Origin of the sequence: Schaalia sp. lx-100 (assembly GCF_021083625.1) — a bacterium.
Taxonomy (GTDB): domain Bacteria; phylum Actinomycetota; class Actinomycetes; order Actinomycetales; family Actinomycetaceae; genus Pauljensenia.
Window position 1 is genome coordinate 22,251 of sequence record NZ_JAJNRP010000002.1, and the last position, 25,382, is coordinate 47,632.

Genomic DNA, 25,382 nt, shown 5'->3' on the forward strand with positions numbered 1-25,382 from the left:
CGGATGCCCTGCGAGTGATTATTTATTGCTGAACCGGATCCACTTCAGCGTTTGATAAAGCAGCATTCTGAGCGCCGTAGGCGGCAAGAATCTTTGTTAGGTACCCTTTGTCCATAAGGTACTGCATGGCCTTTTGGACAGCTTGCGTCAGCGCCTCATCGTTTTGTGCAACAGCGATTCCTTGGGGGAGAGCTTCGATGACATCACCGACTTGTTCGAGCGCTCCCTGAGAGAGCTCGATGCTGTAACCCACAACTGTTGAGTCTGCGAAAGTGGCGTCATATTGACCGCCAACTACTTTTGTAGCGACATCTGTTTGCAAGTCCAGCGGCATGACCTTGATTTCTTTTTTGCCCTCAGTGACACATTTTTTAGAAAGTTCCTGTGCATATTCATGCTGGAATGTTCCGTTTTGTACACCGATTGTTGAACCGCATACATTCGTAGGATCGAATTTCTTTGGGTTTCCTTTTGCCACAGCGAAGGCAGAGCCTACATTAACGTAAGAAATCATATGAGCCTGCTGGATACGTTCGTCAGTGATAGTGAATGAGGAGGCAGCAACATCGAATTTGGTTCCAAGGGCCGGTAAAATCGTTGGAAATTCAGCGTGTGTTGTTACTCCATCGGAAAGTCCCATGACGCGAGCCAATGCCTTCACGATATCAATATCGTAGCCAACGGGGGTTTGTCCGTCCTCTGCGCGAAACTCGCCGGGCGCATAGTCTGTGGAAGCACCGTTGCGCAGGATATTACGTTCTTTAATCGCTTGAGGAACGAGGGCTGCGATCTCATCAACGGTTGGAATTGTTGAGACATCAAAGGATGCGATCGCAGTTTTAGTATTGCCAGAAGCTGCGGCAGAATCTGACTGCTGTGCAGTTGGAGTTGATTGTGGATCAGAGCATCCAACGAGGGCAAAAGCAGCGGCCGCAATGACGGAAACTGTAGTTAACTTGCGCATGGGATTCACCTCTCACTAATGAACGATGTATATATTATGCAGTTGTATGCATAATTATGCATAAAGGTGTCTCACCATGTGACACTTACCGCCCGCGTAAAGCCCTCCGATTAGGACGTACCTTCGTAGGATCCACACCTTTTGGAATGGGAGCAGTCGTACGTGTTAATGCTGCAAGACGCTGATGAACAGCAGGAACTTCCGTTTTAGTCAGAATATTTTTTAACTTACGCAGAGCCGATTCCAGATCCGCGAGTTTTACTTGCCCATCTTCATGCCCCACTTGAATAAGGTGAATAGGGACATTCTTAACAACACGCTGAGCCTTCTGACGTTCAGTACTTAAAAGTGCGTGCACGCGGGAAGAAGGGCCCTCAGAAATGAAAACAACACCAGGACGACCAACAAGACGCCACACGAGATCTTGATCGCGTGTGATAGCAATTGGCTGTTCTGAAATAATCCACCCGCGACGAATCTGTGAAATAGCAGCGTAAACAGCACCCACAGTCCCATCCACCTGAGCATACATTGCCTTACGAACCAGCCAAGCTAACAATGAAGTAGAAACTAAAAGCGAAGTTGTAATACCCAGCAGTACCCACAAAATGTAAGAGCCATGTGAAAGAGTGGCAATAAGAACGCCTAAAGCAATGATGACAGCAGCAGAACCGCCCATTGCCCATCCGATCCAGGGATATGTGCGTGCAGTGATTGTGTATGCATCGCGTAGGTTATGGAACCAGCGGCGCTTTTTCGGTGTAGGTTGTTTATCGCTCATAATGCACCATTCTATCGATCGTCAGCCTCTATGATGACTGCGGGAAGTACTGTCCACAGGATAGCTGTCATGACTTGCTGAATGCACCTTATATTCACATGATGAGGCCATGAAAATTGGTTCATACGATGTTGGGGCAATTGTGGCGATTAGCCGATCAGGGCCACTGTGGGCAACAAATACCGCAAAAGGCGAGGAAGCGCTGATATGTATGCGCAGCCAAAAAGACTCCCACAATTTACATGAACGGTGGAAACGCTGGCAAAAAGTACAAAATACTCATGTTGTCCGACTTATCGACATTATCCAATGCGATGATGGGCGCGTAGCACTCGTCCAAGAACGACTACGCGGGACACGTCTTGATGTCCTCATGAAAACAGGAGCGCTACGCGAGTCGCTGCAAAGACAGGCATATATTCACGATATATGTGAAGCAGTAAATGCCCTACATCACATGGGTATTGCGCATACTGATCTCAGCCCATCAAATGTGATATGCGTTCCAAACAGGGGAGCAGTCCTCATTGATCTTATAGATGAAGTGCCAGCAAAAGGCGGAACACCTCAATGGTCAGCCGAATGTGCAGGGGGACAAAACGGAGACCAAGAAGCTGTGGAACGAATTGCATACGCATTAGGCCTGCATCGTGATGGTGAAGCGCATTGCGCCTTGCTTTCAAGGGAAAATAGCAAGGAACACCTGAACACTATGAATTCACAGGCACCACGTGCACTCGCTCATCAAAGCGACTTCTCGGATAATTCGCCTTTAACCTTGCGGGCAAAAACACCGCAATTTATCACTAGTGATGAAAAAGAGCGAAGAAAAATAGGAAAAGCAGGCAATGATGCCGCAGATGATGAAGCAATAGCGCGGGTATATCCTCCAGGAAAAGAAATTGATGTACCTCATGAATCAGAAAAAGGAGCATCGTCACGCCCTGTGCGTCACTTTGATTATGTTTTAGATCTGACACGAAACGAAAAAGACATCCTCGACAATATGCGCGCCATCGCATTACGTACCACAACTGTATTTCCGCGTGAAAGACATGTACCGAAAGGGCTGGTACGTTATCGCAAAATGGCAAGGCGGAAAAAGCCTCATGTATCCCATCGTCCGCATATGCTCTTTTCTGGAGTCATCCTTTTGCTTGTTTTGATTGCAGCTATATGGATACACCTGCCACGCGAAGGAAATTTTACGCACGAAACACAAGCGATATCACCCGATATGCGCAATCACAGTGGAAGTACAGAAAATACGAAGCTCCACACATTCCCACCTTTGACACCCGGTAAAAGCCCTAATGAATCTGCGCAAGCACAGGGCGAAGAAAGGAAGAAAGCCCGCTCTATCCACATGAAGAATAATACTCAGGCATCACGCGAAAAAACACGGGGCGGCACTACTTCTCACAGTAATGATGAAAGTCAGGATCTTAAGAGGAAAAACACTGTGGCTCAACCTGATATATGTGATCCCACAGCTGTGAGCGAACAAGTGAATGCTATTTTATCCGTGCGCGATCAGGCCATGAGCCAGTTAAATCCTCAGCTTCTTTCCTCACTTTTAACAGGAGAAGCATGGGAATCAGATAAGAAAATTATTGAGGCATTGCAGCGCTCGCATACGCTCCTTGGAGGCTTCCATACGCAAGGGAGTGCGGTGAGGATTACGCAATGCGCAAGCCAGGAGGTAACACTTCGGCTCCGAGTAAAACAAGACTCCTATCAGCGTTGCGATGATTCTGCATGTTCACAGGTGGCGGCCGAAGAAAAAGAAATGCTTTGGCTGATGACGGGTGAATCTATGCAACTGACTCAAGTCAGAGACATATGAGCGTGAGCTATGGTTTACGTGAGCACGATACATGCATCAATGGTCCGCATATTTTGTGGAAATACCGCTGATTCTTTTGTGGAGCGCTTCTTTTAGGGATCTGAGCCCTTACTTCAATGCTTAGGTGAGGCCGTTATTTTGTGAGAGAAATGAAGGGAGGTACGCAATTGCGTACCTCCCTTCAGCAGAAGTAATACGAAACTTCAGCTAAGTGTTTTGGAGCTCATGAAAGTGAAATCAGAGTCCAAGTTCGGCTTCGAAAGCTCCTTCTTCTAGGCGTTTCTTCACATCCATAAGGAAACGAGAAGCGTCAGCACCATCAACGAGGCGATGATCATATGACAAAGAGACGTACACCATTGAGCGGATCGCAATTGAATCGGCACCGAGAGCGTCTTTGACGACAACTGGGCGCTTAACGATTGTGCCTACACCCATAATCGCGGTTTCCGGCATGTTTAACACAGGAGTATCAAAGAGTGCTCCGCCTGAACCGGTATTCGTGATGGTGAAAGTGGAACCGGAAAGCTCGTCAGCACTTGCTGTGGCGTTGCGTGTACGGGCAGCAAGATCATTAATTGAGCGAGCAATATCAGCCAGTGACTTTTCACCTGCGTTCTTGATGACAGGAACCAGCAAGCCGCGTTCAGTGTCACATGCGATACCCACATGCTCGTGATCGAAGTATGTGACTTCTTTGTCGCGAATAGTTGCGTTGATCTTTGGATGGTACAGCAAAGATTCTGTCGCAGCTTTCACGAAGAAAGGTAAGAATGTGAGCTTGGTGTTTTCTCGTGCAAGGAAGTCATTCTTCGCACGTGCGCGTAAGTGTGCAATCTTTGTTACGTCAACTTCGATGACGGTGGTGAGCTGAGCTGCAGTCTGCAAAGACTCAACCATCCGGCGTGAAATAGTTTGACGTAGGCGCGACATTTTTTCAGTGGTCCCACGCAAAGGTGAAGGTGTGCGTGTTTCGGTGAACGCAGGTGCCGCTGCTACGGGAGCAGAAGTAGCAGTCACCTGAGAAGCAGATGTTGCCGAAGCTGCGACCGCAGCTTCGATGTCTTCGCGGCGAATGCGTCCACCAACGCCGGTACCTGTCACTGTGCTTAAATCAATTCCTGCTTCGCGGGCAAGTTTACGCACGATAGGTGTGACATAGCCGCCACTCATTGATGCTGGTACTGCCGGTGCTGGTGCTGCCGGTGCTGAAGCCGGAGCTAGGGGAGCACCAAAGCCCTGTGGTAGTGCCGTGTCTAAAAGTGTGGGAGCAGGTGCTGGTGCTGCCGGTGCCACAGGAGCAGACGGCATGGGTGTTGGAGCTGGTGCTGCAACTGGTGCGGGGGTAGCAGCCTGAACAGGCACTGGGGTTTGAGCAGTCGGTTCGGCCTCAGAAATAACAGCAACGACTGTTCCTACCTCAACGGTCTCATCTTCTTCAACGAGGATCTGCGCGAGCCATCCTGAAATAGGTGCAGGTACCTCAGAATCTACTTTGTCAGTAGAAACTTCAAGTAGAGGCTCATCAGCTTCGACACGATCGCCCACAGCTTTCAGCCAGGTGGTGACAGTGCCCTCTGAAACAGACTCGCCTAATGCAGGCATCGTGACCTCAACACCTGAGCTTGGAGTCGCTGCAGGAGACGGTGCTGGAATTGCAGATGCAGGAGCTGGCGCTGGTGCTGTAACTGGAGCCGGAGCTTGAACCGCTGGAGTAGGAACGGCGGCTTCAGAAGCATCGCCGATACGAGCAATAACAGTTCCCACTTCCACGGTGTCATCTTCATGCGCAAGGATCTCTAGAAGAACACCTGCAGCAGGAGAGGGAACTTCGGAATCTACCTTATCGGTTGAAACTTCAACGAGCGGTTCGTCAAGGGCAACAGTGTCGCCTACATTTTTTAGCCAAGTGGTGACGGTGCCTTCGGTCACCGACTCGCCCAGTGCGGGCATAGTCACATCAGTTGACATGGTGGTCCTCCTTTGTCGGTTACCGATTCTAGTTGTGTGCGTGTAAAGGCTTGCCAGCAAGCGCTAAGGCAGCTTCACCAATGGATTCATTTTCTGTTGGATGAGCATGTATGAGGGCTGCAAGATCGGCAGGGTATGCTTCCCAGTTCACGATAAGTTCACCTTCACCAACCTGTTCACCAATGCGAGCACCGATAGCGTGGAAACCAACGATTGGTCCATCCTCAACGGAAACTAACTTGATAAAACCTGAGGTTCCTAAAATATTTGACTTACCGTTACCTGCAAGATTGTATTCCACAGATTTAACAGCGTCACCGTATTTTTCACGAGCTTGCTTTTCTGTGAGTCCAACCGAAGCGATCTCTGGTTCACAGAAAGTGACACGCGGAATTCCGGATTCCACGATGGGAACAGGAGTGAGGCCGGCGATCTTTTCAGCCACGAAAATACCTTGCAGGAAACCGCGGTGTGCAAGCTGTAAGCCGGGAACAATATCGCCTACAGCAAAAATGTTCCCTACACCTGTGTGTAAATTATCGTCAACGAGGACGAAACCACGATCTAGGCGGATACCTTGTTCAGCATAGCCAAGACCGTCAGTGACAGGTCCACGTCCAACGGCGACAAGTAAAACATCAGCATCGAAAGTTTTTCCATCTTCCGTGCTCACATGCACACCGAAATCATCTTGCGTGGCGCCTGAAAAACGAGTGTTTGTATGGAAAGCAATTCCACGTTTACGGAATACGCGTTCAAGGTGCTTTGAGACTGCTTCATCTTCATTATTTGCAAGATGAGGCAGTGCTTCAATGATGGTGACTTCAGCCCCGAAGGAACGCCATACGGAAGCAAATTCAAGACCAATAACACCGCCACCCAGGACGACTGCGCGCTGAGGCACCCACTCCATTTGGAGGGCTTGATCCGAAGTGATGATACGACCGTTGATGTCAAGGCCAGGAATAGAGCGTGAGTATGAACCCGTTGCCAAAATAATATGGCGTCCGGTGATGCGGCGACCATCTACCTCAACAGTGTCAGGAGAGACTAAACGACCCCAACCTTGGATGATCTCCACATTGCGTGAAGACAGTAGGCCCTGGAGTCCTTTGAAAAGCTTCGTAATAACTGAGTCGCGATACTTTGCAACGGCAGACATATCAATGCCGTGGAAAGTTGACTGAACGCCAAAGGCAGCGGAGTCTTTCACCGCATCTGCCGTTTCAGCAGCATGTAAATAGGCCTTCGTAGGTATGCAACCGCGGTGTAGACATGTACCGCCTACCTTATCGCCTTCAATAAGGGCTACTTTGAGACCTAATTGAGAGGCGCGTAAAGCTGCTGCATAGCCGCCAGAACCGGCCCCGAGGATGACAACGTCGTATCCGGGCTCGCTCACGTGATCCACTCCTAGATGTCGATTTTTATATGGCTTGAAATACCATCAGGGCCTATTGTCCCACTCTGTAGCTCATATGTCCCACTAGCGAGCGCAATACTGTGGTGGGGATAACCACAAAGTGTGTCGTGGCAGGTGGAAAGGAAATGCTTTTTGCGTCGCTTTGTGTTTTCGCTGTAAGGAACGTTTATGAAAACCTCTGTGTTTTATTGTCATATTCCTGGGTGACGACAGCGGAATATACGCTGCTTTGTTGCGAACTTGCGAAAGGCGGAGATGTGAAAAATTTTCTTGCGTAGGAAAAGAGTCTCTCGCGTAGGATATATCGGGAGATATTGTGAAAGAAAGGTCAAGATGACACAGCCTTCGCCTCTGGAAGAACAAATACATGATAGCCGTCCTCCCGCTTTAGGTATGGGGCGTCTTGTAATGGTGTTGTATTGGTTGTGTGGATTGTGGATTTTCATTGAATCTGTTGCCTTACTTTTCGTGCGGCCAAATGATGCATTTGTTGGGCCGCTATTGGGATCTGTTTTGGCTGGGTTTTTGCAGATAACTGCAGCGGTTGCGATTACCCATAATGGGCGGCGCATGCGCATGATCGGTTGGGTAACAACTTTGATCTGTTTGACTGCCCCAATCATCGTTGGAATTGTTAGCTGGGGGATGCCTGCTTTTTCTGTCATGCGTTCGGCATGGGGACGTTTCGGCGTTGATTATTGGTACCTGCCAATTGTTGTGAATGGGATCGGCATTGTGTGGCTGTGGTTTTCTAATCCGCGACGTATTGTTGAATTGGCAGAGCGTATTGAACGTGTTCCGCTTAGCCATTATGGGAGCGAATGATCCTGCAAAAAAGAGGAATAGCCTCGCGCGCACAAAGTGATCTTTTCAATCGGTGAGCGGAGCCTGTAAAAATCACCCGTGTTTTTAGCTAATTCCCATGAAAGCAACTGCCACTTCACATAATTTTTTACACTGTGACTATCGCGAATATCTATTCCTTGCCATACGCGCTGGCAATGTGTTCCATCTTTTAGGTGAAAAGTAGCTGTCAAAGAATACGAATGAAAACCTGTTTTCTGTGCCTGAGTAGCCCATCCTTGTAGAACTGTATCTACATGACGATGTCTTTTTGGAGGAACGTGTGGAACCATTAGAGCTGCATTGTGCGAATCTGTTAGGTGAGTAGTGTTTTCTGCGCTCTGATTACTCCATGTAATCTGCCCCTTAGGATAAGTAAAAGCTTGCTCATTTTGCGCTTGCTGCGCGTATTTTGAGGGAGGCGAATCTGAGTGATTCAGGAAATCAGAACATCTCAGTGAAATATTTTTATGCTCTAGCGTTTCCTTGAAGAAAAACTCAAAGAAAGAATCAAAACTTTGTCCACTGATGAGGTGGTGGAATAAATGACAAGCAGGTATGCGTGTGCTACTTGTGAGTGTGGGCCATGAAATCATGAAAGTATGACAAGCACGCACATCCAGATTTGCTAGTTTTTGAATGATTTCGCTGGCTTTTTCCTGCCAAGAAGTGGGTAAAAGCGGCAGTAATGCTGTAAGGGGAAGATCTGTACCTTCCGTTCCTCTGAAATTTTCTTCACTAGCTTTTTGATTATGAGCAGCAAGACGAGCATTGATAATACTCGTGCCAATACCTGCATAACAGGGTACATGCGTGTAATTAGTGAGAATCTGACCGATCTGCGCAGCCCATTCTTCTGTATATGCGGATTTAGAAGTACCCGAATCAAGCAGTGCGTATGCCCATCCAACATCTATCCAACGCGCCTGTGGGACAAAAGCTTGTAAACAGTTCATGAGCGTGGAAAAAGTGACTCCAGGCCGCTCGGGATTATCTGATAAGAAAATAGTGTGAGGACATAAATATTGCGCTACAACAATTGGCATATTCATCCGCAAACCTGATCGTTGCGCAATACGATTAACCGTCACAATCAGCCCATCCTTCACAGTGGCAGCAGGGGAGTCTGGAGGAACATCCACACTCACACACTGTGAATTCCAATTGGGAATGTAAACCGCTAGATACTGCATAAAAACTCTCCTTATCGAACATATGTTCTTATAGTAAGAAGGGTCTATATCATCTGCGGTACAGGTGTGCGTATGTCATGATTACAAGAAAAAGATAAGGAGCATTTACATGGATCTCTCTGTGCGCCCACAAGCTATTCATCCAGATATTGCGATTCCTTGCCCTACTTCCTTTAAGCTCACCTCGCCTACCCTCATTGAAGGCGAGTTTTTACCTACGGAGCATACGGCTGACGGTGGAAATATATCCCCTCAGTTACGCTGGGAAAATCCGCCCGTAGGAACTGAAAGTTTCCTCCTGACCTGCTTTGATCCAGACGCTCCGACTCCTTCGGGCTGGTGGCATTGGTGTGTTGTCGATATTGATGCATCTGTGTATGAACTTGTATCCGGTGCAGGAACATCTGACCTTGAACTTGAAGGAGCTGCTTTTCATCTTCGTGCTGACCATGGGGAAGCATCATATTTTGGTGCGGCTCCACCCAAAGGGGACCGGGAGCATCGTTACGTTTTCACCCTTTATGCTCTAGATGTTCCCACGCTTCACGTAGATGATGAAGCAAGTATTGCCATGGCTATTTTCCTTGCAAATGAGCATGTATTAGGGCGAGCGTCTATAACTGTGTTTTATCAGCAAAAATAGTGAGGGCTTCCCTTGTTTTTAAGAGGGTATGACGCATGTCTATTAGTAGGCTTGATATGAGAGAACTGTCGAGGACATGAAACAATGAGTGAGTGCTTCATCTGATTTTTCTTACTCCAGAAATTCCAGGAAACTCTGGCGCGGCTATTCGTCTATGTGCATGTACAGGTGCGATGCTTCACCTTGTTGAGCCTTTAGGATTTGACATGGATGACGCTAAATTACGTCGAGCAGGTCTGGATTATCATGATCTCGCCCATGTGCAAGTGCACCCTGATTTGGACTCAGCTTTTGCAGAAGTGCCTGGTCGAATATGGGCTTTAACTGGACACGTTGACACGATGTACTCTGATGCGCAATTTGCAGATGGTGACGGTTTGCTCTTTGGGAGGGAATCAACAGGTCTGCCATCGGACGCTCTTGCTCATCCACGTATTCACGATGCTTTGCGTATCCATATGCTTCCTGGTTTACGTTCGTTGAATTTAGCTAATTCTGCCTCCATTGTTTTATATGAAGCCTGGCGTCAGCTCGGCTTCCCTGGTGGGGTGTAGGTACGGTTTATGGTTTAGGTGACTGGCATTTGCATGTCATAGCTGCTCCTGTTTGTGCATCTTTTGTGCCGCCTGTTTAGGTTTCTTTATGCTGAAAAATACAGCGGGATCGGATGAAGCTTTGCTTATTTTGTGATCCTGTTGCTGTGTGTTACGGCTTGAGTCACGTATTCGCTAGTGATAGGTGATGACCCATAAAAATAAAAGTGATATGCGTCATAATTTATGGATATTTTCTTTTACGCTCACAAATTGAACGCAGATGTTAGGGGCGCGTGTTTCACTGTTATTAGCTCGAAAAGGAAGGAAGAAAGCTATGCCAGTGAATCCCGAGCTTACGATCAAAGATCTTTCTGCACAAAGTCGTGCACTGTGGGCCAAAACTGCTCGTGATGATGACAGTAGCGCATGGCTGAACCTTCCCCAACATTTAATGGATACAGCCGATGTTGCAGGAATTTTATGGGATGAATGGCTTCCTGCCTCTACTCGCCACACCATCAGTCAACTGTGTTGTTTAACTGAGGAACAAACTCGAAAATTACTGCGCTGGATGGCAGGAACACATGATATAGGAAAAGCAACTAAGTTTTTTCAAGGACAGCTTGAACAGCGCGGAAAACCTGAACAACACATATTCGCTGAACGGGTGCGTGCAGCAGGGTTATCTTTAGATAAATATGACAAGCATCAGAAAGTCCTTCATTCGGTCGCAAGCTATCTGATTCTTGGTGATTGGCTGTTTGAACGTTATGGAGCACCTAGAGGCACGATTGACTCTTTGGTTTATCCTGCTCAAGCTCATCATGGCACCACATCAGATATCGACTCCAACATAATCTCCTTACTTTCACGTGATGTGCGGGAAGGTGAGCATGAACATGAATGGATTGAAATATGGGATGAGCTGTGTGAATTCATGACCGAGTACACACAAGCGCATGATGTGCTCCAATGCATTTTTGATGAAAAATGTAAACTCCGTGTAGAGGCACAAATGCAAATGACGGGTCTAATTATTTGTGCTGACTGGATGGCTTCAAATGCTGATATTTTCCCGCTCATTGGTGGGGCTGAACCATGTTCGCAGTCTGTGCGAGTGAGGGAAGGATATCAAGCTCTTGCACTTACTCGACCATGGGAAGCGCAAGCCCCGCAACTTGAGGAATTGGATACGTACCTGAGAAAGGCATTTTCGTGGCCAAATACTGCGCAGGCACGTCCCGTCCAAAGGGCAACTGCTTCAGTGTGCGAACAGATGCAAGCACCAGGTCTTCTTATTGTTGAAGCACCCACTGGTGAAGGAAAAACAGAAGCTGCTCTTGTTGCGGCTGAAATATGTGCTGCGCGTTGGAATCTGGGCGGTATTTTTCTTGGAGCGCCCACCATGTCCACGTCAAATATGCTGTTCGCGCGAATTAAGCGATGGGCGCAAAGGCGTACAAGTGTAAGTGATCAGGTACTGTCTATGTTTTTAGCTCATTCGAAAGCTGCTCTTAATAATGAATACGAAGAATTACCGCGTCTCTATATTTCTGATGATGAAAGTGTAGAGGAGAGAATCGGTGAAAATATTGTCGCTTCCCAATGGCTTAGTGGGAGAAAGAAAGGGATACTTGCTAATTTTGTTGTAGGAACGGTCGATCAACTACTTTTCATGGCGCTTCGGGCTAAACATGTCATGCTTAGGCACCTTGGTTTCGCAGGTAAGGTCGTTATCATCGATGAAGTACATGCCTATGACGCATATATGTCACAATATTTAGAGCGTGCGCTCACATGGCTGGCTCGTTACCGTGTTCCTGTTATTCTCTTGTCGGCTACCTTACCAATAGGTGTGAAACGTAGACTAGTGACCGCCTATGCGACGGGGTGCGGGAATAAAAGCTTAATCCCATTATCACTTTCCAAAGCCTATCCACTGATTACCGCTTTTTCTTCTCAAGAGTTCATGGAAAAAACGGTGGAAGTTCCGGAAAAGGAAGTGAAAGATCGTTCAGCGAAAATTAAGGTGTCATTCATAGCTGATGAGATTGCTGAACTGATTCAGCAGGTTCTCAAAGTAACTGCTGAAGACGGAGGGTGTGTCCTTGTTCTGTGTAATACTGTGACGCGGGCGCAGGAAACATACATGGCTTTCAGAGATGCTTTGGTAGCGGATAGTAGGCGACATGAAGACGAAGTATGTTTACTTCATGCGAGATTTGCTGCAATAGACCGACTTGAAGCAGAAGAAAAACTTATGACAGAGCTTGGAGCCAAAGCTCATAGGAGCCCCAGACAAGAATCACATGATCTTCCCATAAACGGGGCGGACAGCGGGGAAGTGCGTCCTCGTAGTCGCATCCTTATTGCTACGCAGGTTGCTGAACAATCTCTTGACATTGATGTTGATTTACTTGTGACAGATTTTGCTCCTATTGATTTGTTTTTGCAGCGTGTTGGTCGTTTGCATCGGCATAAGCGGAATGCTGAGGATCGGCCTGCTCAGCTGCAGGTGCCGCAAGTCTGGATACGTGCTCTTAAAGAACCGAAGATAAAAGATCTCAGTGCAAAACATCCAAAGTCTGATTTCTTTGATCGAGCCAGCCTCTATTTGTATGACGAATATACGATGATGCGAAGTTACCATGTACTACTCAAACATTTATCACGTACTGGGGGCATACTTTCTCGTCCTGATGACATACCTGAATTAGTGCATGCAACATATGGTTCTGAATTCCCATGTCCATGCGGAGAAGGATGGTCAGAGCAATGGGCTGAACTTAAAACAGAATCCGAGAAGCAACAGGAGCGCTCAAGGATGCGTGCTAAAACCTTTGCTATACCAGATAAATGCAACAAGTTGCCAGAGGTTTTTGGTTACGATGTGGGGGAGATAGCTCGGAACTCACAAAGCGAAGAACGTGGTTATGCGCAAGTGCGTGACACTGATCCAAGTATTGAAGCTGTACTTATAGTGAAACGTTTAAGTGGATATCAGCCCCTACCGTGGTTATGTGAAGGGGAAAACGAAGCGCTTTCAGCGGTGTATTTACCAGACTGTGAACTACCGCGGCACCTGTCCTATATTTTAGCGACATCCACTGTCAGGCTTCCACGCAGATTTTGTATAGGTGGGACGAAAGGAAGCCCTTTTGATCGGGCACTTGCGGAACTAGAAAAGCATACGCCCCTAGGATGGCAGCACGATCCTTTACTACGTGGCATGGTTGCACTTGAATTAGAAGAAATTGAGGTCTTGAAGGAAGGGGAATCAGTGAAATACTTGCAATGTGAACTGCTTGGCAGGACCTTACGTTATTCACGTGAAGTCGGCCTATATGACGCGACCTCGGAGAATGAGTAAAATAAGGAGGCCTCGATTATCGGGGATGAGCCAGCGTTATTATTGTTTAGAGATCTGGCTTCAGAGTGGTCCCTGAGAACGGGGAGAATCTTGTTATTTTCAGTTGGAATACACATTAAAATAATGCGTTATTATTCTTTGAAAATAATCTACTTGTTGTGTAGACTGAAGGTAGTCAAGCTGATCGCTGCTTCAATCATCGCAGGGGCCTATATCAACTGCGGTCTTTGAGAACTGAATACAATATTTGTTTTTTACTTCTACTTGTTAAGTAAAATTTTTTGAATGATCCCAAAGGAGGGATGAAAAATGATGGAACAGCCCTACTCTTTTTCGCTTATCACAGAGCCTTGGATACAAGTGACCGACGATAAGGAAAAAATTCACCTTGCCTCTTTACGTAATATTTTTGATGGAACTATGCGTATTCGCTGTATCAGCGGAGATAACTCTTTACAAGACTATGCGATTTTCAGGCTACTTCTTGTGATCTTTTGGTGCGCACATCGTCAAAACCCTGACCTACTTAAACTAGGTGATAGTGAGGAGTGGTGGGAAGATCAGTGGGAAAAAATCAAAGGTGAAAGAAAAGACGAAATAGTACTGAATTACTTAGAGCAATGGGCTGATCGTTTTGACCTGTTTCATCCTCTGACCCCATTTATGCAAGTTGCAAACTTGGCTACTACTAAAAAAGATCACAAAGAAATAAAAGAACTTGTACCCGAATATGTCGGAAAACAATTCGCCCTTCGTCAAGGCGTGGCCCTTGAAGCGCTTACCCCAGCTGAAGCGGCGCGCTGGCTCATATGTGCACAGAGCTACGACCCTTCAGGAATTAAGAGTGGTGCTGTAGGTGATCCCAGAGTAAAAGGCGGGAAGGGGTATCCCATTGGTCAAGGATGGACAGGGCTAACGGGAGGGATCCTCATACATGGCGAAAATATGAATGAAAGTTTGCTGCTGAACACTGTGCCGGGAATTATTTTTGACGATGAAGATCTCCCAGTGTGGGAACGTACCCCAGATACAGAAAAAGAACGTGCCGTCTCCATTCCTAAAGGGCCATGCGATCTTTTGACATGGCAAGCCCGTCGTATTCGATTATTTACTGATGAAGGGGGGAAAGAAGTTACTGGAGTGCTTCTATGTAATGGTGATCGTATTCCTGAATCTGGTGCCAATACCTTTCATGATCCAATGACCCCATATCGCTACTCAGCTAATAAATCCACAGCGACCCAAGAAGTTTTTTATCCACGTCCGCACGATGAGGACCTTACGTTATGGCGCAGCTTGGACCCATTGCTCATACGTGAAGGTAAAGATATTGGCATAGAAACAGCTCAAAGCTATGGAAAGAAAAAAGGAAAACCTCCCCGAGCAGCTAAAACTATGGCGGCACTTGCGGATAAACAAAAAAGAGGAGGAGTCCTCTCAGGGAAAAGTATCGACATCCAGCTTATCAGTGCCATATACGGTACACAGGCAGCTTCCCTTGCAAATATTGTCGATCTGCGCCTCAGTTTCCCAGTGGATGCTTTTGCTGAAGAAGAACCACGACTTTTACGTGCCATCGTTCGTGCTGCATACCTGACGCGGACAACTTCTGTTTACTTGGGACAATATGCCGGACAGCTCATACAAGCAGCAGGGGGAGAATATGCTTACCAAAATAATGTTGCTGCTGCCTTCCTTGACTCTATGACACCACCTTTCATGGATTGGATGCGCAACCTAACTGAAGGGTATGAGTCAGTAAATAAATGGAGTCAAAACCTTGAAAATGAAGTGCTTATTCGTAGTGCTGAACTCATCCGACAATCAGGTACTCGTGCATTGATTGGGCGTGATATCAATGAAAATGAGGGAAAAACACGCTTTATAAGTGCAGGTAGCGCTCAATCAACGCTCAAAAATCGACTACGTAAACTTTTACCGCATCATGACAATACTCAGGAGGAAACCCATGGTAACTGAACCTGTCAGCGCAGACACAGGTAAACCCCCCGAAACTACTCGCCAATATCCCACGCTCGCTTTCGTTGTGAGAAAAAGTGTTGAGCGTCTGCAAAGCGATTACTTAAGCGAAAACGAAGCCCGCTGCCCACGAGCTAAAGCGATACTTGCTGAACTGCGACATGGGATATCAACTAAAAGTGGACGATATCTCTTTGCGTGGCAAAGTGCTTTTGAACAGCTATTCGCCGATCGTTTTGACCAAATATTCGGTGAAGAAAAGACCATCAAAGAAAAGAGTTTTCACGATATCACTGCCTCAGAAAAAGCTGCCTATGAAGCGTTAAGTCTATTTGCATGTCATATGCAGTCACGGAAAAAACCTATGCACGCTCAAAACCAAACCATTGCACGTGCAGCAGGCATACTTATGGCTCGACGCGAGTCCGCCTCTTTGAAAGTCAGATTTAATCAAATCCTCAGCAGCCGTACAGATGAAATACGACTGACACACTTACATGGACTTATCTCGCTCCTGCGATCTGAAGAAATCCCCTGTGACTACGGTCAACTTGCAGCAGATCTTGCCGCACTTAGGGACCCGCGAAAAAAAGAGCGAATACTTCTGACATGGGCACGTGACTTCAGCTACGGGCTCAATAGCCATTTACACGATTCACAAGAAACATCTACAACAGAAAACTAGAATTGAAAGGAACAATCATGTCACTAACATTAGATATTCACGCACTTCAAACCCTCCCACCCAGCAATATCAACCGTGATGATACAGGAGCGCCAAAAACAGCTCTCTACGGAGGAGTAATTCGCCATCGTGTGTCATCTCAAGCCTGGAAAAAAGCTATACGTGACGATTTTCGTCATCACTTCAATGCTGAAGACCTTGGGGTACGCTCCAAACGAGTTGTTGATCTACTTGCGCGACACGTCATTGAAATAGCTCCTGACTTTGATCCACAACGTGCTGCTGAACTCGCAAAAGAGCTTTTCACTGCTGCTGGCATCAAGATTAAAGATTCCAAAAAAGCTTCAAAAACAGAAACGCAAACGGACATTGAGCACGGTGAAAGTGAATACTTACTTTTCTTGAGCAATCGTCAGTTGAATGAAGCAGCACGATACATTATTGAACATCCGGATAAAAAACCCTCAAAGAAGGAAGTCGCACAGCTCTTGGATCAATACCATAGCATTGACATTGCCATGTTTGGACGTATGTTAGCTGACGCTGTGGACTTTAATGTTGATGCTTCGGTGCAAGTTGCACATGCTATTGGAGTAAGTGAAACAACGCTTGACTTCGATTACTTCACCGCTGTTGACGATGAAGTACAACGAAACGAAAATGAAGTTGGAGCAGGAATGATCGGAACGGTCCAAATGGCCTCATCCACTCTGTACCGTTTCGCCACAATTGATCTACTCTCATTGCATGAAAACCTCGCGCAAGAACCAAAAACTACGGCACATGCCGCTGTGAGTTTCGTTGAAAGTTTCGTGAAATCACTACCAACTGGAAAACTGAACAGTTTTGCCAACAACACCTTGCCAGATCTTGTCTACATCACCTTACGTGACGATCGTGCGGTGTCACTTGTCCATGCCTTTGAAGAAGCCATTCCCCAAGAACAACAAGATGGAACACGAGGTGTGCGTAAAGCCGCTGCACTTGAACTTGCCAAGGCTGCGCGAGCAATTGAAAGTACTTACGGGATGCCAACTAAAGTGAGTTTCATAGTTGCTCTCGATGATCTTGGGAAAGAATACGAAGGAGCGCAGGCAGTCACCTTCCCAGAACTTCTTGAAACACTGCCAGGAATTCTTACAGCAGAATTGGAAGAACAGTGAGTGAAACACAATCTTCTCTGCTCCTCTTATTTAGAGGCCCCATGCAATCATGGGGAGACGAGTCTCGTTTTGCTACACGTACTTCTCACGCTTACCCTACAAAATCTGGAGTAGTAGGACTACTTGCAGCGGCCCTTGGGCGCAGACGTGAAGATAATATTGACGATCTTTCTCTGTTGCACTTTGGAGTTCGTGTCGATCAACCAGGGAGCCTTATGAAAGACTTCCAAACTGCGACACCAGCAGGAGCGAAAGACCCTCTGCCACTTATCAGCCGGTATTACATTGCGAATGCTGTATTCCTTGTTGCTATCGGTGGGGAGCGTGCTCTGCTTGAAACATTAGAAAAAGCCTTAAAATCGCCACGATTCCCACTCTATCTTGGTCGACGAGCTTGTCCAGCCAATGTTGATCTTGTGATTGGCATAGTCGATCAGGATATTGATACGGCTTTAAGAGAACACGCCGAATGGTATGCGAATACACGACATAAACGCTTACTATCACGCATAGTAGATCTACCGATTTTTCGTGATCCTCTAGCGGACGAAAATACAGCACCTCGGCATCGGCGTCGTGATCTTGCTGTTAGTTTCAATCCGGAACACCGTAAATATTTATGGCGTGAAATTGTAACAGCGAAACCAGTCCGCATGGAAAATCCTGATGGAAATGACGTACTTGATTTCTTTTCAACAGTGGTGACATCATGACAACTTTTACTCAAGTCCTGATAAATCCAGGAAAATATGAAGGACGTAAACTTTTACTTAACCCACAAGCAATGCATGCTAGGGTTCTGCGCTTCTTTCCGCCCGATATGGAAAGTAAAAAAGGAGAACGCGTTCTATGGAGGATTGACTCACAGGAACACAGACATATCCTCTATATCGTTGCTCCTGAAACCCCTGATACCGGTGGTTTTGTTGAACAAGCAGGATGGGAAACCCGGCCCGCACAAAGTGCCGACTATCAACCTTTGTTAGACAAATTGCGTGTAGGGCAGGAATGGCGCTTCCGTTTACGTGCTAATCCAGCGCATCGCGTAGCTTCTGCTGTGCAAGGGCAGAGGGGGAAAGTTCTTCCACATGTAACTGTTACCCAACAAATAGCATGGCTCTGCGCACAAGGAAAAAAGCATGGGTTTCTCATTCCTAACTTTGGGACAAATGATGAAATCCAAGATCTTCAACAGGTGAAGGAAGGCATACCTACGGTAGCGGTGACAGAACGCGGAGATCGAATTTTTGACCATTACAATAAAAATCGACTTGGGAAAGAACAAATTACGCTTCGTCAAGCTCAGTTTGACGGTGCCCTTCGTATTGAAAATGTCGATCTTTTTCGTCACGCACTTGTTAGTGGAATTGGACGAGGTAAAGCCTATGGATGTGGTCTTTTAACCTTGGCTCCTGTATTTTCTAGCGATAAAAATAGGGAGTAGCGTAAGAATGCTGAATGGGATTGGGCCACCTGAACGTCAAGAACTTGCGCGTGTGAGTGATCGTTTTTCATTCCTTTACGCGGAATGCTGCACGGTACACAGGGAAAACAATGCCATCACCTTTCAAGATAGTGAAGGAATAGTGCATGTGCCAGCTGCAAAATTAGCAGCACTCATGCTCGGCCCCGGCACACGTATTACTCATGCAGCAATGCGTGTGCTTGGTGACTGCGGTGTCACGATAGTGTGGTGCGGAGAGAAAGGGATTCGTTACTATGCTCATGGACGTTCCTTATCCCAATCATCGCGCATGGCGGAAATCCAAGCTCATCTTGTAAGCAATCAACGAACACGGCTAGCAGTGGCACGATCTATGTATCGTCTACGTTTTGCTGGTGAAGATGTGAGCACATTGACTATGCATCAGCTTCGTGGGCGCGAAGGCGCGCGCATGAAACGAATCTACAAGGAGAACTCGGAACGTACGGGTGTTCCTTGGGAAGGCCGAGTCTATGACGTCGATAATTACGCAGGAAGCGATCCAATTAATCAAGCGCTGACTTCAACGCATGCATGTCTTTATGGTGTAGTGCATGCAGTTATAGTGAGCCTGGGTTGTGTTCCTAGTCTTGGATTTGTACACAACGGTAAAGATCGAGCTTTTGTTTACGATATTGCAGACCTTTACAAAGCAGATATATCCATACCTTTAGCATTCGACGCAGTTGCGTACGGAGAAAGCGACGTTGAAGGAAACAGTCGCAGATTGTTTCGTGACAAGGCGCATAAATTCAAACTACTCCACCGCATAGTTAAAGATATTGCTGTTCTTTTTGACACTGAAATAGATACAGAGTTTACGCTCGCAGACCTTACATTATGGTCCGAATATGGATACACCAGTGCGGGTCGAAATTATGCGGAAGAAGTAGTGCTCACATGATTACTTTAGTGGTGACAGCGTGTCCAGCTGGATTGCGTGGAGATTTAACGAAATGGCTTCTAGAAATTAGTCCAGGAGTATTCGTAGGAAATGTAAGCGCACGTGTACGTGATTCCTTATGGGAAAGAACCGTAGGACTTTGTAAAGACGGTAGGGCGTTAATGATATTCAATGCGCCGAATGAGCAAGGCTATGACTACCGTGTGCACCTGCATTCATGGGAACCAGTTGATATGGATGGATTGACTTTGATGAAGCGTCCAAATGCGCGTGAAGATTATCAGCGTGCACGTACTGGTTGGAGCAAAGCTAGGGCATATAGGCGAGCTATACGCCGTTGAAATACTGGTGAATCTAAAAATTTAGAATAAGGTGCGAAGGTAACTTTGCAATTAGCGCAGAGAAATGAAAGTCGCACGAAAATAGTATTTTTTGTTGAATAAAAGATGATAAAATAAGGACTTCTTAAGAGTGTTCCCCGCGTAAGCGGGGATGAGCCGAGGTATCCCACTAACAGCAAGAGCCCTATCGAGTGTTCCCCGCGTAAGCGGGGATGAGCCCTATTTTAAGACGCTTGTGTGTGTGGGAACGGCGTGTTCCCCGCGTAAGCGGGGATGAGCCGTCCCCGGCAAGGGGCATTTCTTTGCTGAGCCTGTGTTCCCCGCGTAAGCGGGGATGAGCCCATCAACGCGTGTTCAAAATTTTATGGTTTCTCGTGTTCCCCGCGTAAGCGGGGATGAGCCCTATCATCGTCTCCTTCAGGTGGTGTGGGTGAGGTGTTCCCCGCGTAAGCGGGGATGAGCCCAGCGCGGCCACATCATCAAAACCGAGCACGGCGTGTTCCCCGCGTAAGCGGGGATGAGCCGGTTTCTGCGCTTGTGCGCGTGCGGTGAGCCGTGTGTTCCCCGCGTAAGCGGGGATGAGCCTACTCATCTGGCTTCACTGGCTACCCAAAGCACGTGTTCCCCGCGTAAGCGGGGATGAGCCGACGCTTGTGTGTGGGAACGGCCAGTCTGTTGCGTGTTCCCCGCGTAAGCGGGGATGAGCCGGCGACACGGTAAGCGTTACCGGCACACTCAAAGTGTTCCCCGCGTAAGCGGGGATGAGCCCCTCGATGTTCATGATGACCTTGTGCTCGCGATGTGTTCCCCGCGTAAGCGGGGATGAGCCCTAACACGACGAGGAACCGCAAGGCGAGGCTTGGTGTTCCCCGCGTAAGCGGGGATGAGCCTTCCGGGCTTGGTGATGGCGCGGGCCGCGTCTTGTGTTCCCCGCGTAAGCGGGGATGAGCCTTTCCGCAAGATCGTACCCTTGCGTGTTGTGGGGTGTTCCCCGCGTAAGCGGGGATGAGCCGGACGTTCAAAAAGACATTACCGGGTGGAACATGTGTTCCCCGCGTAAGCGGGGATGAGCCTTCAACGTGACTTTCTGGCTCCTGCCAAAGCCGGTGTTCCCCGCGTAAGCGGGGATGAGCCGCGCTGGCATCCTCAAACATGCTGCCCCCCTCGGTGTTCCCCGCGTAAGCGGGGATGAGCCTACGGCTTTTTCTCGACGCTTGTCAATCAGCTTGTGTTCCCCGCGTAAGCGGGGATGAGCCTACTGCACATACACGCTCACCATGCACAGGCCAGTGTTCCCCGCGTAAGCGGGGATGAGCCCACTACGCGCTGTTCCTGTTCGCTAAAGGCGCGGTGTTCCCCGCGTAAGCGGGGATGAGCCTCATCAACCACTACAACACGCACCAAGTGCGCTGTGTTCCCCGCGTAAGCGGGGATGAGCCTCTCGTCGAACCCGTGGGTACAAAACTTCATCAGTGTTCCCCGCGTAAGCGGGGATGAGCCCAGGTAGAAAATTACAGCGCTTTTGGGTCTACGGTGTTCCCCGCGTAAGCGGGGATGAGCCTTGTTTTTGAAGCCTTTTGAGCTCAAGGTTTTGGTGTTCCCCGCGTAAGCGGGGATGAGCCTGAGCGCCTCCATGCGAGCAAGGCTCGTCGTGGGTGTTCCCCGCGTAAGCGGGGATGAGCCAATATCCAAAAGATTCACAGATGCGCACCTACCGTGTTCCCCGCGTAAGCGGGGATGAGCCTGGAATGTGAACTTGCTAACGTGATACAGTGCAGTGTTCCCCGCGTAAGCGGGGATGAGCCGCGCGGCCCTGCGATCCTCACCGTTACCGTATTGTGTTCCCCGCGTAAGCGGGGATGAGCCCGCGCGTCACTCGCCTGCTCATACTCTCCTAGAGTGTTCCCCGCGTAAGCGGGGATGAGCCTGACCGGGCCGATCTTCCCGAAAACATTAGCGAGTGTTCCCCGCGTAAGCGGGGATGAGCCGCTGAACGACACAAAAAAAGGGGGGGGGTGTTCCCCGCGTAAGCGGGGATGAGCCCTGCCTACCGAGGTAGCAACCGAAATCGTCAAAGTGTTCCCCGCGTAAGCGGGGATGAGCCTGTTATGACCGTATAGAAAAAGCCGGGATTAATGTGTTCCCCGCGTAAGCGGGGATGAGCCGGGTCTAAAAAAGCTTTGCGGTGTCATAGATGAGTGTTCCCCGCGTAAGCGGGGATGAGCCCGTGTTATGCGCGATAGTGACACTCGGGTTCGCGTGTTCCCCGCGTAAGCGGGGATGAGCCTTCCTTGGCTGATGACCTCAGTTGCGACCTTGAGTGTTCCCCGCGTAAGCGGGGATGAGCCGTGGGGCAAGGACTTTCTCGCCGCCACCTTTTTGTGTTCCCCGCGTAAGCGGGGATGAGCCGAGCACGGATGAGGCGGCTGGCGATGAGTGAAAGTGTTCCCCGCGTAAGCGGGGATGAGCCTACTCCGTTCAGGGGAAGATAGCCTACGCCCTAGTGTTCCCCGCGTAAGCGGGGATGAGCCCGTTGGACATGCTATCGCAAACCTTGACGAAGAGTGTTCCCCGCGTAAGCGGGGATGAGCCCTCACAGGAAACACCCGTCGAAAAAAGAAGAAAGTGTTCCCCGCGTAAGCGGGGATGAGCCGAAAACGTTTTGGCTAGGGGTTTTTGAGCGCGCGTGTTCCCCGCGTAAGCGGGGATGAGCCCCGTTATAAGGCGCTTTCGCAGGCCGCGTTTCGGTGTTCCCCGCGTAAGCGGGGATGAGCCTGATGCAACACAATCCGCGCAACACCATAAGGCGTGTTCCCCGCGTAAGCGGGGATGAGCCTTTCCGTCCAGCAGTTTCGCGTGTCATTCCCGTGTGTTCCCCGCGTAAGCGGGGATGAGCCCGGTCCGCGTCCTTTTCTCGGTCGGCCTCTAGTGTGTTCCCCGCGTAAGCGGGGATGAGCCGCGATGGCATCGGCTGAACGTCGCTTAACGCGCGTGTTCCCCGCGTAAGCGGGGATGAGCCTGCTCTCGCTCTTAACGGTTTCGTGAAACCAATGTGTTCCCCGCGTAAGCGGGGATGAGCCCATGGAACACGCCCGGCCTGTACCTCAAATGCCGTGTTCCCCGCGTAAGCGGGGATGAGCCTCGCTAGAAAAACCGGCATATCACAGAGTCGTAGTGTTCCCCGCGTAAGCGGGGATGAGCCCAGCTCTCCCGTGAAACCGGAATTGAGTACGTCGTGTTCCCCGCGTAAGCGGGGATGAGCCTACTCCACCCCGTCGTACGTTGACGAAGTATGGGTGTTCCCCGCGTAAGCGGGGATGAGCCGAGCTACCGCAGTACTCATGTTTTGCACTTCTTGTGTTCCCCGCGTAAGCGGGGATGAGCCTAGGTCGTCACAACCCAACGACCTCGGGTAAACGTGTTCCCCGCGTAAGCGGGGATGAGCCCATCTACCGATGCTGCAACCACCTTTCGACCGAGTGTTCCCCGCGTAAGCGGGGATGAGCCGTGCGGCGCGCAGGGCAGTGACCTCGTTGGTGAGTGTTCCCCGCGTAAGCGGGGATGAGCCTACGTGTCGTTGCGCGATATCCGCTGATATGTGGTGTTCCCCGCGTAAGCGGGGATGAGCCGATTAGCCATATGGCTACAGTAAGCGGTGTTTTGTGTTCCCCGCGTAAGCGGGGATGAGCCGGGGATTCTGATAGTATGGGTCATAAGAAAAATGTGTTCCCCGCGTAAGCGGGGATGAGCCGTTTCATTGATCGACGCGTGTGCTACCTGTGCGGTGTTCCCCGCGTAAGCGGGGATGAGCCGCTGCCGGTCGTATGCGAACGCTACCACAGTCGGTGTTCCCCGCGTAAGCGGGGATGAGCCTGTTTTTCCCATTCATGCCATAGGTCTATATCAGTGTTCCCCGCGTAAGCGGGGATGAGCCTGAGCGCTTCCATGCGAGCAAGGCTCGTCGTGGGTGTTCCCCGCGTAAGCGGGGATGAGCCTTCCTTTAATGAAATTCAGGCCGGTTTCGACAAGTGTTCCCCGCGTAAGCGGGGATGAGCCGCAGCCAAACGCCACCGCATGAAACACGCCCTCGTGTTCCCCGCGTAAGCGGGGATGAGCCTGGCTTTATCCCACGCGACCCGCGCACGCAGTTGTGTTCCCCGCGTAAGCGGGGATGAGCCGTGGCTGCTGAAGATTTGGGGCTAATATGCGTGGTGTTCCCCGCGTAAGCGGGGATGAGCCGTCGCTGAAAAGCAACTACGACAAGGCGGTTGAGTGTTCCCCGCGTAAGCGGGGATGAGCCGAATCCGGTCACCTTATCCCAGATAGCTTTAAGGTGTTCCCCGCGTAAGCGGGGATGAGCCTTCGTACGCTCTTTCGCGGCTTCCCACATACCCGTGTTCCCCGCGTAAGCGGGGATGAGCCCTCGCACGGGCGATCACAAGGCAGCGCACAGGAGTGTTCCCCGCGTAAGCGGGGATGAGCCCCACTGGTACACATCGATCAGTGTTTTCCCACCGTGTTCCCCGCGTAAGCGGGGATGAGCCTGCGTCACACATACGCGCGATAAATTCAGGACTGTGTTCCCCGCGTAAGCGGGGATGAGCCTACAAGACCCTCAGTGAGGGGAATACCTGCTGGGTGTTCCCCGCGTAAGCGGGGATGAGCCGAGTCACACCGATAGCGTCGATCACGTTTTGCGGTGTTCCCCGCGTAAGCGGGGATGAGCCCTCGTACACGTCGAATGGGGGCACGACCCAAGCGCGGCCTGCGCATACAAGCCGTCCTGACCTCGTACACGTCGAATGGGGGCACGACGGTTGTGTGTTCCCCGCGTAAGCGGGGATGAGCCGAAACGCGCGCCTGTTGCTTCCACGCGCAAACGGTGTTCCCCGCGTAAGCGGGGATGAGCCGGACGTGGCCGTTTTTGTCGGTGATGGTACGAAGTGTTCCCCGCGTAAGCGGGGATGAGCCTTTGGGGCACGCAGCGCGACGGCACCACTGTGCGTGTTCCCCGTGTAAGCGGGGATGAGCCGAATTGGGAATCGTCCAAGCTCAGATAAAAAGCGTGTTCCCCGCGTAAGCGGGGATGAGCCCAAAGCCGTGGGCGAGACGGCTTTCCAGTATCTGTGTTCCCCGCGTAAGTGGGGATGAGCCTCTCTGCGTGAGCAGAACACGCCGCGCCAGCAAACCCCGCACACAGGCCCTACCAGTGAGGACACCAGCAGTAAGACAAGTCGCACTCCTGCTACGCCGCAA

Annotated in this window: 17 protein-coding genes and 2 CRISPR repeat arrays; of the genes, 12 read left to right on the forward strand and 5 right to left on the reverse strand. The window is 49.4% G+C overall.

The genetic code is table 11. From position 1 onward, the window contains the following. Nucleotides 1-22 precede the first annotated feature (22 nt). A complete protein-coding gene (locus tag LRP54_RS01535; RefSeq protein WP_231234702.1) occupies nucleotides 23-964 on the reverse strand; it encodes an ABC transporter substrate-binding protein in 942 nt (313 codons plus the stop codon). A gap of 85 nt (nucleotides 965-1,049) precedes the next feature. After that, nucleotides 1,050-1,745: a DUF4191 domain-containing protein gene (locus LRP54_RS01540; protein ID WP_231234703.1), complete on the reverse strand. Its 696-nt coding sequence runs from the start codon at nucleotides 1,743-1,745 to the stop codon at nucleotides 1,050-1,052. A gap of 109 nt (nucleotides 1,746-1,854) precedes the next feature. Here LRP54_RS01540 and LRP54_RS01545 point away from each other — a divergent pair, with 109 nt between their 5' ends. Beyond that, nucleotides 1,855-3,591, forward strand: a complete 1,737-nt coding sequence (locus tag LRP54_RS01545) for a protein kinase domain-containing protein (RefSeq protein ID WP_231234704.1) — start codon at nucleotides 1,855-1,857, stop codon at nucleotides 3,589-3,591. Between the two features lie 237 nt (nucleotides 3,592-3,828). Here LRP54_RS01545 and sucB read toward each other — a convergent pair whose 3' ends face one another. Both sucB and lpdA read right to left on the reverse strand, forming a co-directional pair. Then, on the reverse strand, nucleotides 3,829-5,562 hold the full coding sequence (gene sucB, locus LRP54_RS01550) for a 2-oxoglutarate dehydrogenase, E2 component, dihydrolipoamide succinyltransferase (RefSeq protein ID WP_231234705.1): 1,734 nt from the start codon (nucleotides 5,560-5,562) through the stop codon (nucleotides 3,829-3,831). Between the two features lie 28 nt (nucleotides 5,563-5,590). Then, on the reverse strand, nucleotides 5,591-6,964 hold the full coding sequence (lpdA, locus tag LRP54_RS01555; protein WP_231234706.1) for a dihydrolipoyl dehydrogenase: 1,374 nt from the start codon (nucleotides 6,962-6,964) through the stop codon (nucleotides 5,591-5,593). A gap of 354 nt (nucleotides 6,965-7,318) precedes the next feature. On the opposite strand from lpdA, the gene LRP54_RS01560 reads away from it, so the two are divergent. Next, entirely contained in the window at nucleotides 7,319-7,810 is a 492-nt protein-coding gene (locus tag LRP54_RS01560) for a hypothetical protein (protein WP_231234707.1), read from the forward strand. Here LRP54_RS01560 and LRP54_RS01565 read toward each other — a convergent pair. Beyond that, nucleotides 7,795-9,021, reverse strand: coding sequence for a Y-family DNA polymerase (locus LRP54_RS01565; RefSeq protein ID WP_231234708.1), 1,227 nt, complete (start codon nucleotides 9,019-9,021; stop codon nucleotides 7,795-7,797). The two genes, LRP54_RS01560 and LRP54_RS01565, sit on opposite strands and share 16 nt — an antisense overlap. 109 nt (nucleotides 9,022-9,130) lie before the next feature. Between LRP54_RS01565 and LRP54_RS01570 the strand changes: the two genes are divergently transcribed. The 10 genes from LRP54_RS01570 to cas2e all read left to right on the forward strand — a co-directional run bounded on the left by LRP54_RS01570 (nucleotide 9,131) and on the right by cas2e (nucleotide 20,126). Then, entirely contained in the window at nucleotides 9,131-9,664 is a 534-nt protein-coding gene (locus tag LRP54_RS01570) for a YbhB/YbcL family Raf kinase inhibitor-like protein (RefSeq protein ID WP_231234709.1), read from the forward strand. A gap of 92 nt (nucleotides 9,665-9,756) precedes the next feature. After that, nucleotides 9,757-10,218, forward strand: coding sequence for a tRNA (cytidine(34)-2'-O)-methyltransferase (locus LRP54_RS01575; protein ID WP_231206174.1), 462 nt, complete (start codon nucleotides 9,757-9,759; stop codon nucleotides 10,216-10,218). Nucleotides 10,219-10,534: 316 nt separating this feature from the next. Continuing rightward, entirely contained in the window at nucleotides 10,535-13,570 is a 3,036-nt protein-coding gene (gene cas3, locus LRP54_RS01580) for a CRISPR-associated helicase Cas3' (protein ID WP_231234710.1), read from the forward strand. Between the two features lie 309 nt (nucleotides 13,571-13,879). Beyond that, nucleotides 13,880-15,550 (forward strand): type I-E CRISPR-associated protein Cse1/CasA, encoded by a 1,671-nt coding sequence (gene casA, locus LRP54_RS01585; protein WP_231234711.1) that lies wholly within the window; start codon nucleotides 13,880-13,882, stop codon nucleotides 15,548-15,550. After that, the gene (casB, locus tag LRP54_RS01590) at nucleotides 15,540-16,235 is read left to right on the forward strand and encodes a type I-E CRISPR-associated protein Cse2/CasB (protein ID WP_231234712.1); all 696 of its coding nucleotides are present in this window, start codon (nucleotides 15,540-15,542) and stop codon (nucleotides 16,233-16,235) included. The genes casA and casB overlap by 11 nt, the downstream gene beginning before the upstream one ends. 17 nt (nucleotides 16,236-16,252) lie before the next feature. After that, a complete protein-coding gene (gene cas7e / locus LRP54_RS01595; RefSeq protein ID WP_231234713.1) occupies nucleotides 16,253-17,398 on the forward strand; it encodes a type I-E CRISPR-associated protein Cas7/Cse4/CasC in 1,146 nt (381 codons plus the stop codon). Beyond that, on the forward strand, nucleotides 17,395-18,111 hold the full coding sequence (gene cas5e, locus LRP54_RS01600; protein WP_331274794.1) for a type I-E CRISPR-associated protein Cas5/CasD: 717 nt from the start codon (nucleotides 17,395-17,397) through the stop codon (nucleotides 18,109-18,111). The genes cas7e and cas5e overlap by 4 nt, the downstream gene beginning before the upstream one ends. Beyond that, nucleotides 18,108-18,842 carry a type I-E CRISPR-associated protein Cas6/Cse3/CasE gene (cas6e, locus tag LRP54_RS01605; RefSeq protein ID WP_231234715.1) on the forward strand — a complete coding sequence of 245 codons (735 nt, stop codon included), beginning with the start codon at nucleotides 18,108-18,110 and terminating at the stop codon, nucleotides 18,840-18,842. Before cas5e ends, cas6e begins: the two co-directional genes overlap by 4 nt. A gap of 7 nt (nucleotides 18,843-18,849) precedes the next feature. Further along, nucleotides 18,850-19,785 (forward strand): type I-E CRISPR-associated endonuclease Cas1e, encoded by a 936-nt coding sequence (gene cas1e, locus LRP54_RS01610; RefSeq protein ID WP_231206188.1) that lies wholly within the window; start codon nucleotides 18,850-18,852, stop codon nucleotides 19,783-19,785. Continuing rightward, nucleotides 19,782-20,126 carry a type I-E CRISPR-associated endoribonuclease Cas2e gene (gene cas2e, locus LRP54_RS01615; RefSeq protein ID WP_231234716.1) on the forward strand — a complete coding sequence of 115 codons (345 nt, stop codon included), beginning with the start codon at nucleotides 19,782-19,784 and terminating at the stop codon, nucleotides 20,124-20,126. Before cas1e ends, cas2e begins: the two co-directional genes overlap by 4 nt. Nucleotides 20,127-20,256: 130 nt before the next feature. After that, a CRISPR array of direct repeats spans nucleotides 20,257-24,854; the repeat unit is 28 nt; unit sequence GTGTTCCCCGCGTAAGCGGGGATGAGCC. Between the two features lie 93 nt (nucleotides 24,855-24,947). Next, a CRISPR array of direct repeats spans nucleotides 24,948-25,281; the repeat unit is 28 nt; unit sequence GTGTTCCCCGCGTAAGCGGGGATGAGCC. Nucleotides 25,282-25,382 lie beyond the last annotated feature (101 nt).